Annotated in this window: 9 protein-coding genes; all 9 read left to right on the plus strand. The window is 59.8% G+C overall.

Going from position 1 to position 10548, the window contains the following annotated elements:
• A partial coding sequence (locus JN12_RS19970; protein ID WP_145026202.1) for a c-type cytochrome occupies positions 1–802 on the plus strand: 802 nt, incomplete at its 5' end.
• Positions 803–842: 40 nt separating this feature from the next.
• Positions 843–1223: a c-type cytochrome gene (locus JN12_RS19975; RefSeq protein ID WP_145026205.1), complete on the plus strand. Its 381-nt coding sequence runs from the start codon at positions 843–845 to the stop codon at positions 1221–1223.
• Entirely contained in the window at positions 1220–1639 is a 420-nt protein-coding gene (locus JN12_RS19980) for a twin-arginine translocation pathway signal protein (RefSeq protein ID WP_145026208.1), read from the plus strand. The genes JN12_RS19975 and JN12_RS19980 overlap by 4 nt, the downstream gene beginning before the upstream one ends.
• A gap of 17 nt (positions 1640–1656) precedes the next feature.
• Entirely contained in the window at positions 1657–3252 is a 1596-nt protein-coding gene (locus JN12_RS19985) for an FAD-binding oxidoreductase (RefSeq protein WP_145026211.1), read from the plus strand.
• 30 nt (positions 3253–3282) lie between these two features.
• Positions 3283–4848, plus strand: coding sequence for an FAD-binding oxidoreductase (locus tag JN12_RS19990; RefSeq protein ID WP_145026214.1), 1566 nt, complete (start codon positions 3283–3285; stop codon positions 4846–4848).
• 158 nt (positions 4849–5006) lie between these two features.
• Positions 5007–6734 (plus strand): DUF1302 domain-containing protein, encoded by a 1728-nt coding sequence (locus JN12_RS19995; protein ID WP_145026217.1) that lies wholly within the window; start codon positions 5007–5009, stop codon positions 6732–6734.
• A 16-nt stretch (positions 6735–6750) separates the two neighbouring features.
• A complete protein-coding gene (locus tag JN12_RS20000; protein WP_145026220.1) occupies positions 6751–8106 on the plus strand; it encodes a DUF1329 domain-containing protein in 1356 nt (451 codons plus the stop codon).
• A 107-nt stretch (positions 8107–8213) separates the two neighbouring features.
• Positions 8214–9383, plus strand: a complete 1170-nt coding sequence (locus tag JN12_RS20005) for a WD40/YVTN/BNR-like repeat-containing protein (RefSeq protein ID WP_246125937.1) — start codon at positions 8214–8216, stop codon at positions 9381–9383.
• Between the two features lie 67 nt (positions 9384–9450).
• A partial coding sequence (locus tag JN12_RS20010; RefSeq protein ID WP_145026223.1) for an efflux RND transporter permease subunit occupies positions 9451–10548 on the plus strand: 1098 nt, incomplete at its 3' end.

Below are 10548 nucleotides of genomic sequence, written 5' to 3' on the forward strand. Positions count from 1 at the left end.
CCGGGACCTGCTCCTGAAAAAGATCAGCCGCGACAAGAATCCGGCCTTCTTCGACCGGGTGGTGACCATGAAGCCGGAGGTCAGGCAGGTCGTGATCGGTGAGTTCAAGGAGGTCGAGCGCTGCCCCACCTGCCACCTCGGCATCGACGACCCCCTCTTTGCCAATGCCCGGCAGCCGTTTCGAGCCCACCCCAATCCGGAGCTCCTCAAAAAGCATCCGGTGGAAAAGTACGGCTGCACCATCTGCCATGGCGGCCAGGGGCTGGCCACCACCGTTCACGGGGCCGCCCACAAGACCATCGCCGACTGGCCGGTGCCGATGGTGCAAAAGGGGCTCATGCAGTCCCGCTGCGGCATCTGCCACAAGGATTTCGCCGCCATCGGCGCGGATAAGCTGGTCAAGGGCCGGGAGCTGTTCAAGGAGATGCACTGCGCCGGCTGCCACCAGATCGACAAGCAGGGGGGCGCCGTCGGCCCCGAGCTGAGTGCCTTTGCCGACAAGGACCCCGGCAGCTTCGACTACAGCCATATAGAGGGGGGCCATTCCAAGCAGGCCTGGGTCGTGGAGCACTTCAAAAACCCCAAAAAGGTCACCCCGGGCTCGCCCATGCAGCTCCCCGCACTGAACGACTATCAGGTCGAATGCCTGGCAAGCTTTGTATTAAGTCTCAGCCAGCGGGAATTCACCCGGCAGTACACCTCCAAGGTCAAAGCGGACTTTGTCCCCCCAAGGGTGGACCTCATTATGCCGGAGACCGATCTGTCCGTACCCGCAGGGGATGAAAAACGTGACGAGGAGTAACACCCCGGCCTTGGAAACCTTACCGATGAGGAGTGAGAGTATGAACCGGAAAACCATAAAGATACTTGCGGCAGTGCTGGTCTCGGGGATGCTGTTGAGCGCCGTGGCCCAGGCCCAGGAACCGCCGAAAATGCCCTACGTCTTCGCCATGTACTGTGTGATGTGCCACAAGCTAGGGGTGCAGATCGGCCCGATAGGCATCTATGACATGATGTCGAAGAGCGGCAACCCGCTGCACGAGCAGTATATCCGCAACAATACACGCTTTGGCTTCAATGCGATGCCGGCCTTCAGGGTGTCGGAAGTAACCCCCAAGGAATTGAACGCCATCGTCGCCTATCTGAAGGATGTGGCCGCCTACCGGAAAACCCATCCCGACTTCAATCCGGCTAAGGCGACGCAAGGAGGGGTAAAACCATGATGGAATCGGCAAGAAGAGGGTTTTTCAAGCAGATATTCACCGCCGGCGCGGCACTGGCCGCAACCGGAATGGCAGCAGCCACCCCCCGCAAGGCCGAGGCGGCCGTACCGGGACAGATCAAGGGAATCTGCCTGTACGTCCCCACCCTGGGCAAGGCGAGCGACTTTGTCGAGATGATGAATACGAACGCCCCCGGCTCCTGGACGGCCAAGCCCCTGACCGGGTCACTGACCGAACATTATTTCACCACCAGGAACCTTTACGAAGAAGCACGCGGCAGCGCCAACACCCTGGTCGGCGTGGTTGACCCGGCCACCTTTGCCGTTGTTCACGAGGCGATCGTCGACAGCGGCGGTACGTTCCACTACATCACTTTTGAGGACCGGAACCGGGTGACCTTTTCCGTACAGCTGTAATTGAGGAGGTTTTGACTATGAGTAGTTTCATTGCACTGCCCAAGGGAGTTACCGAAGAAGCCTTCGCGAAAGCGATTCGAGAATACCGCGCGCTCCTCGGCGACGACCGGGTCCGCACCGATTCGGCGTCCCTGCAGTCCTATCTGAAGATCATGATCCCGGAAACCGAGGAGCTGCACAAGCCATCCGCGGCGATGTACCCGCGAACGGTCAAAGAGATCCAGGCCATCGTTGCCATAGCCAATAGGTACAAGACCCCGCTCTGGACGGTATCGACCGGGAAAAACATGGGGTACGGCTCAGCCGCCCCGGCCACCCGGGGCCAGATCGTTCTCGACCTGAAGACCATGAAGAAGATCGTTCATGTGGATGAGGAGCTGGGATACTGCGTGGTCGAGCCGGGGGTGACCTACTACGATCTGCAGCAGTACTTCAAGAAACACAAGATGAACCTGTGGGTCGACGTGCCGGCCCCCTCGGCCATGGCCAGCCCGGTCGGCAACACCGCAGACCGCGGGGTCGGTTACACCCCCTACGGTGAGCACTTCCTCGTCTCCTGCGGGATGGAACTGGTCCTGGCCAACGGCGATGTGGTCCGCACCGGCACGGGTGGGGTACAGAACTCCACCAGCTGGCAGTCCTACAAATGGGGATACGGGCCTTATGTCGACGGCATCTTCACCCAGTCCAACTACGGCATCATCACCAAGCTCGGCGTCTGGCTCCTGAAAGGCCCACCGCCGGGAGGGTATATGCCGTTCCTGATGAAGTTCCCCAAGGTGGACATGCTGGGCGATATCGTCAAGACCTTCATGCCGCTGCGCCTGGCGCAGATCATTCCCAACGCCTGCGTCGTGGTGAACGCCGGCTGGGAGGCTGCCGGCTACTTCACCTATGACAAGAACGGTAAGGGGACCAACCGGAGCACCTTCTTCAAGGGCAAGGGGAGTCTCCCCCCCAAGGTCTTCCAGGAGATCATGGACAAGTACAAGGTCGGCGCCTGGAACTTCTATGCCGCCCTCTACGGCTCCCCTGAGCAGGTGGCCCTGAACTGGAAATACGTCTCCGGCGCCTTCAAGGCCAAGTTTGGCAAAAACGTCGAAATATTCACCGAAAAAGAGGCCAAGGACGATCCGATCTTCGAGTATCGCCGGCAGTTGATGATGGGGGGGAGCACGCTGCAGGAGTTCGGACTCTACAACTGGCGCGGCGGTGGGGGCTCCATGTGGTTCGCCCCGGTGGCCGCAGCCAGGCCGACCGAGTGCGACAAGCAGATGCGGATTGCCACCGAAATCCTCAACAAGCACGGCTTCGACTATGTTTCCGAGTTCATCGTCGGCTGGCGTGAAATGCACCATATCATCGATCTGCTCTACGATCGTACCCAGCCGGATGAGATGCACAAGGCCTATAGATGCTTCGACGAACTGCTGAAGGTATTCACCAAGAACGGTTATGGGACCTATCGCACCAATACCGCCTTCATGGAAAAGGCGGCCAACACCTACGGGCCCGAAATGCGAAAAATCCATCGCACCTTGAAACAAGCGCTGGATCCCAACAATATCCTGTCCCCCGGCAAGTCGGGCATCAACCTGGATATTCCTCTGTAAAGATAACGGCGAGGACGAGGAGGTATGAAGATGAGTAGTTTCATTGCGTTGCCCAAAGGCGTGACAGAACAGGCCTTTTCCAAAGCTATCAAGGAGTACCGCACCCTGTTGGGCGAGGGACGTGTCCGCACCGATCAGGCATCCCTGCAACCCTACCTTGCAATCACCATTGCCGAAAGCGAGGCATTGCACACCCCTTCCGCGGCGATCTACCCAACGACGGCCAAAGAGATCCAGGCCATTGTCGCCATTGCCAACAAATACAAGACTCCGCTCTGGACGGTATGCAACGGAGAGAACGAGGGGTACGGTTCCTCTGCGCCGGCCACCCCCGGGCAGATTGTGCTCGACCTGAAGAACATGAAGAAGATCATCGAGGTAGATCAGGAGTTGGGCTACTGCCTGGTGGAACCCGGGGTGACCTATTCCGAGCTGCAGCAGTACCTCACCAAGAACAAGATCAATCTGTGGCTCGATGCCCCTGCTCCGTCGGCAAATGTCAGTATCGTGGGCAATGTCCTCGAACGGGGCAGCGGCTACACACCTTACAGCGAGGATTTTCTCTTTTCCTGCGGCATGGAAGTGGTGCTGGCCGACGGGACCCTGCTCAAGACCGGCATGGGAGGGATTCCCAATTCCACCAGTTGGCAGGTATTCAAGTGGGGGTTCGGACCCTACGTTGACGGGCTGTTTTCCCAAAGCAACAACGGAATCGTCACCAAGATCGGCGTCTGGCTGATGGGTGCGCCACCGCCGGGTGGCTACATGCCCTTCTGCATAAAATTCCCCAAGAACGAGATGATCGCCGACATCATCAAACCGCTCATGTTCCTGCGCCAGGCCCAGATCGTTCCCAACGCCTGTGCCCTGGTCAATGCCGGCTGGGAAGCGGCCACCTGTTTTGCCAATAGCAAGAACAGCAATGGCGGCTTTCTCAACAAGGGGGCTGGCATCATCCCCACCAGGAAGCTGATGGATAGCTACAACGTTGGCGCCTGGAACCTCTACGGTGCAGTCTACGGCTCTCCCGAGCAGGTGGCGCTGAACTGGATGTATGTCTCCGGCACGTTCAAGCAGGCATTCGGCAACAAGATCAAGATCATCACCGAAAAGGAAGCCAAGGGCGGTCCGGCTTTCGAGTATCGCAAACAGCTGATGATGGGGGGGATTACCCAGCAGAGTCCGCTGGATAAATGGCGTGCCGGCGGCGGCTCCATGCGGTTTTCGCCAACGGCAGCCCCCCGCCCGGCCGAGTGCCTGCAGCAGGTGAAGGTCGCCACAGAAATCCTCAACAAACATGGTTTCGACTACCTCAGCGAGTTCATCTTCTTCTGGTACGACGCGCGTCACGTCGTGGACCTGCGCTTTGACCGCTCCAAGCCTGAAGAGATGAAACGGGCACACAAGTGCTTTGATGAACTGATAAACGCCTTCACCAAACATGGCTGGGCAATCAACCGCACCAACAGCGGGTTCATGAACAAAGTGGCCGATGCCTACGGACCGGCCATGCGCAGACTCAATCGCACCATCAAAAAGGCGCTGGACCCCAACAACATCCTGTCGCCGGGCAAATCAGGAGTCAGTCTGGGCTGATAGCGCAATCTCATCAATACCTGAACAGGAAAATCGAGAAAAGGAGCTGATGAGGAGAACAACAGAGGCTGTGCCGGGAAAGGGGGATGAGAAGATTTGCGGGATGTAATGGCGAACTTTCACATGACAGCAGTGGAAACCGAACCAGGAGGCATTAGATGGGTAAGCGCTATCAGAGGAAGAAACCAGTCAGGGGAGTGCGGCAGGGGTTGGTAACGGTTGCGGCGATGGCTGTCCTGGGGATTGGCGTCAGCGCCAACGCGTTCGAGATCCCGACCGACAACGAGGACGTCGTCATCCATTGGGACAACACCTTCCGGTACACCCTGGCCCAGCGTCTCAAAGGGCAGAGCGATAATATCGTCAACAGTGCCAACCACAGTGATGGCGACCGCAACTTTGATGTAGGTCTCGTTTCCAGCCGGATAGACCTTCTCACCGAGACGGACATGGTCTACAAGAAGGATTTCGGGATCAGGTTGAGCGGCGCTCTCTGGTACGACCCGATCTACCGTGAAAAGGCCTATAAAAATAATTACTTTTCCAACCATTTTGAAAACGGCGCCCCAGCCAGCGGCTTAAACAGATACACAATGCGCCAGTTCGGCGGGCCGGACGGAGAATTGCTGGATGCCTTTGCCTTTGCCAAAGTCAATTTCGGCGACGTACCGGTCAACATCCGGGCGGGACGGCACACGATCTACTGGGGGGAAGCGTTCTTCCCGGGCGCCGGTAACAACGGCATCTCCTATGGTCAGTCACCGATCGACATGGCCAAGGCACTGACGATGCCCGGGGTTGAGCTGAAGGAGATCTTCCGGCCGCTGAATCAGGTATCGGTCCAGGTCCAGCCGACCAACGATCTCACCATTGCCGGGCAGTACTACCTGGAATGGGAGCCGAACAAATTCCCCGAGACCGGCAGTTACCTGGGGATGGTAGATGGGCTCATGAACAGCGGCGAAGCCTACTATTTCCCCTGGGGACCCACGTCTGCTGCCGGGCCGGGGATGGTGGCATTCAACACCGGGGATCACCGGCCGAGTCCGGCCCGCGACTGGGGGATCAAGCTCGCGTACAGTCCCGAGTGGCTGAACGGGACCCTGGGGTTCCACTACCGCAACTTCTCCGACAAGATGCCGCAGGTGCTGTCGTCCAGCTTTCTGACCGGAGCAAACCCTCCTCTGCCGACCAATTATTATCATGATTATAAATCCAACATCAGTCTGTACGGCATCAGCTTTGCCAAGCAGATCCTGGGGATCAGTGTCGGCTCGGAAATCTCCTATCGGCGGAACATGCCGCTGACGAGCCAGTGGTTTGCCCCGGCCGGTGCCCGTGGCGACACCATGCACGCGGTGCTCAACTTCCTGACGCTCCTGCCCAAAACCCCGCTGTTCGACACCGGTTCGGCCATTCTGGAATTTGCCTATGGCCGCTGGAACCGGGTCAGTGAAAATGCCCGCTACTTCACCGGCAACACCGGGAGTAATGCCGTAGGGGCACCCACCAACCAGGGGGTCGGCCACTCCACCCGTGACAACTCCGTGGTCACGGTCAACCTGGTGCCGGAATGGAAGCAGGTCCTGCCGGGGGTGGATCTGGCCATGCCGCTCAATTTCAGCGTCGGGATGCACGGCAACGCCGCCACCCTCACCGGCGGCACCGAGGGGACCGGCAGTTACAGCGCCGGGCTCTCGTTCGACGTATTCGCCAAATACAAGATCGACCTGACCTATGCCAGCTTCTTCGGCAAGGTCCGTCCGGATGCGGGCGGCCAGATTGCGCCGCCGGGTTTTGAAGGACCCGGACAAGGGGCAGCCGATGCCATTGCCCTGCTCAGGGACCGCGACCTCTTGTCCCTGACGTTGAAAGCCACATTCTAACCAAAGGAGAAACGATATGTTGATACGCAACAGCATACTGGCAGGATGTCTGACCCTGGCCAGCGCAGGACTGGCATTTGGGGCGGTATCCGCGGACAAGGCGGCGCAGCTCGGCAAGAACCTGACCCTGGTCGGCGCCGAGAAGGCCGGCAACAAGGAAGGGACCATTCCCGAGTACACCGGCGGACTCAGTAAGGCACCGGCCAACTACACCCATAAGGGGTGGCGTCCCGACCCGTTCGCCGGCGAGAAGCCGCAGTTCGCCATCACGGCCAAGAACATGGCCCAGTACTCGGACAAGCTGTCCGAAGGGGTCAAGGCGATGCTGAAGAAGTACCCGACCTTCCGGCTGGACGTCTACAAGACCCACCGGACCGCGGCGTACCCCAAGTACGTGACCGATAACACCGTGAAGGCTGCGACCACGGCCAAGACCACCGGCGGCGGCCTGTCGTTCACCGGCGCCCATGGAGGCCTGCCGTTCCCGATTCCGAACGACGGCTTCGAGGCGATGTGGAACCATCTGCTGCATTACAACGGACTCTCGTTTGAAATTCGCTACAAGGCGTACACCGTCGATTCCTCGGGCCGGATAACCATGCAGGCCGACGGCAACGTCACCCAGGAATATCCCTATTTCGACCCGGCCAAACCTGACACCAAAGACTTCTACTCACTGAAGGACATGTTCGTAGGACCAGCCCGGCGGGTTGGCGAGGCAGTGCTGATCACCGACCCTATTGACTTTACCAAGAGCTCGCGTAAGGGTTGGCAGTATCTACCCGGCCAGCGGCGGGTGAAACTGGCGCCGGAACTCTCCTTCGATACCCCCAGTTCCCTGTTCGGCGGCCAGACCACTTGGGACGACCTGTTCCTGTTCAGCGGTTCACTGGAGCGGTACAACTTCAAGATCGTCGGCAAGAAAGAAATGTACATCCCGTACAACGAATACAGGATGCTCTACTGGGCCGATCCCGAAAAGGAGTTGCTGAAAGCGAACCACGTCAACCCCGACCTGGTCCGCTGGGAACTGCACCGGGTCTGGGTGGTCGAGGGAACGCTGAAGCCTGGCAAGCGGCACCTCTACCAGAAGCAGGTATTCTACCTGGATGAAGACACTTGGGCAGCCGCCCTGGCCGACAAATACGACGGTCGCGGCCAGCTCTACCGGGTGGGGATGAACTACATCACCCAGCAGTACGATGTGCCGTGCCCGTTCCCGGATGCCTTCTCCATTACCGATCTGGTCACCAACTCCTACGCCATCAACGCTATACCGACGAGGGGCCAGAAAGGTATCCTCTACCACAGCAAACCGTTCCCGTCCAAGGACTGGACCGCCGATTCACTGGCAGCCGGCGGCATTCGCTGACAGTTGACCGACACAAGCGCTCCCGCCGGACCACCGGCGGGAGCGTGCAGACCGCTTAGCCAGCAGGACCGAAACCACGGGCGTAGGAAGCGACGCCGGGAGAAGCTATGAAATCGAGAACGAAAACCATCGTGCTGTTGACAGCCGTCATGTTGCTCGCCTCCGTTGGCGCCAGGTTCCCGGGTTTGTTGGAGGCGCAGGCCAAGCCGGCTGACCAGAAGAACGAGAAAACCGGCGCCGAGGCACTTTTCCAGGATGTTCTCGATACCCCCGCCGCCAAGAGCAGTCATGCCGCCCAGACGCTCCTCACCAGCGTCACCCTGGCCGGAACGCGGGTGGTGGGCGTCGGCCAGCATGGCCATATCGTCTACTCGGATGACCGGGGGAAGAACTGGACCCAGGCCAGTGTCCCGGTCAGCTCCGACCTGTTGGCCGTGCACTTCCCGTCGGCGCAAAACGGCTGGGCGGTCGGCCACGACGGGGTGGTGCTGCACTCGAGCGATGGCGGGGCCAACTGGGTCAAGCAGTTCGACGGCCGGGCCGCGGCCCAGGTCCTGGCAACCCATTACATGGGCACCAACAGCTGCGGCACCTGCCACGACCCGATGAACAGTCCGGTGAGCAAACCCGGCGGGCAGCAGACCGCGGAGATGATGGCGGAAATCAAGAAATTCGTCGATCAGGGGCCTGACAAGCCGTTCCTGGACGTCTGGTTCGAAAGCGAGACCACCGGCTTCATCGTTGGCGCCTTCAACCTGATCTTCCGTACGGTTGACGGCGGCAAGAGCTGGACCCCCTGGTACGACCGGATCGACAACCCGAAGCATTTCCACCTCTACGCCATCCGCCCGGTCGGCTCTGATCTGTTCATCACTGCCGAGCAGGGGACGGTGTTCAAGCTGGATCAGGCAAAGAAGCGGTTCACGGCACTCAAGACCTCCTATAGCGGCACCTTTTTCGGCATTACCGGCAAGCCCGGGGCGGTGATCGCCTTTGGCATGCGGGGCAATGCCTTCAAAAGCAGGGATGGCGGCGCCAACTGGCAGAAGGTGGAAACCGGGGTCCCGGTCGGCCTGATGGGGGGCACCATGACCGGAGACGGTAAGATCGTCCTGGTGAGCCAGGGTGGGCATGTCCTGGTGAGCAGCGACGACGGCAGCAGCTTCAGCCAGGTCAAGATCGACCGGCCGACCCCGGCCGCCGGCGTGGCCGCCATTGACGGCAACACCCTGGCCCTGGTCGGTCAGCGGGGCGTGAAGGTACAAGCGATCAGGTAGGGGCGGGTCTTGTGCCCGCCCTGATTGGGCACCCACAAGGGATGCCCCTACGACAGGGAGAACTGACATGGCAGTTGGAATGGGAAAAACAGAGGAAATGCCGGTCGTCAAGGAGCTGAAGGATTTCGACCAGAAATCCGGTAATCTGCTTGAGCGGCTGATCTTCAACAACCGGCTGGTGGTGATGATCGCCTGCGTGCTCGTCACCCTTTTGCTCGCCTATCAGACAACCAAGATTGTCTTTAACGCGAGCTTCGAGAAGATGCTCCCCCAGAGCCATCCCTACATCAAGAACTATCTGGCCAACAAGCAGGACCTGCCCGGCCTGGGCAACTCGATCCGGGTGGTGGTGGAGAATACGCAAGGCGACATCTTCGATCCCCAGTACCTGGATGTGCTCAGGCAGATAAACGACGATCTGGTGCTCACCCCCGGGGTGGACCGGGCCTGGGTGAAGTCCATCTGGACCCCGGCCGTCCGCTGGAACGAGGTCACCGAAGAGGGGTTCCAGGGCGGCCCGGTCATGCCGGACAACTTCGACGGCTCGGAAGAGAAGGTCTCCAAGCTCAAACAGAACATCAACCGCTCCGGCATCGTGGGGAGCCTGTTGGCCACCAACTACAAGTCGGCCATGGTCTTTGTGCCGCTCCTGGACAAGGACCCGGCCACCGGGAAAAGGCTCGACTACAACCTCTTCTCCAAGAAGATCGAGAACGACATCCGGACCAAGTACGAGTCGATGGGCAAGGGGGGGATCAAGATCCACATCGTCGGCTTTGCCAAGCTGGTGGGTGACCTGATCGACGGGCTGATGCAGGTGATGACCTACTTCGGCATCGCCGCCCTGATCGCCGCCATCGTCATCTTCCTCTACACCCGCTGCATCCGGAGCACGGTCCTGGTCATCATCTGCTCCGTGGTGGCGGTCATCTGGCAGCTGGGGATCGTGGCCACGCTCGGCTTCGAGCTGGACCCCTACTCCATCCTGGTCCCGTTTCTGGTCTTTGCCATCGGCGTCTCCCACGGCGTGCAGAAGATGAACGGCATCATGCAGGACGTCGGCCGCGGCACCCATAAACTGGTTGCGGCCCGCTACACCTTCCGCCGCCTCTTCCTGGCCGGTCTGACGGCCCTCATGGCCGATGCGGTCGGCTTTGCCGTCCTG

This window comes from Geobacter argillaceus (assembly GCF_007830735.1).
GTDB classification, from domain to species: Bacteria; Desulfobacterota; Desulfuromonadia; order Geobacterales; family DSM-12255; genus Geomobilibacter; species Geomobilibacter argillaceus.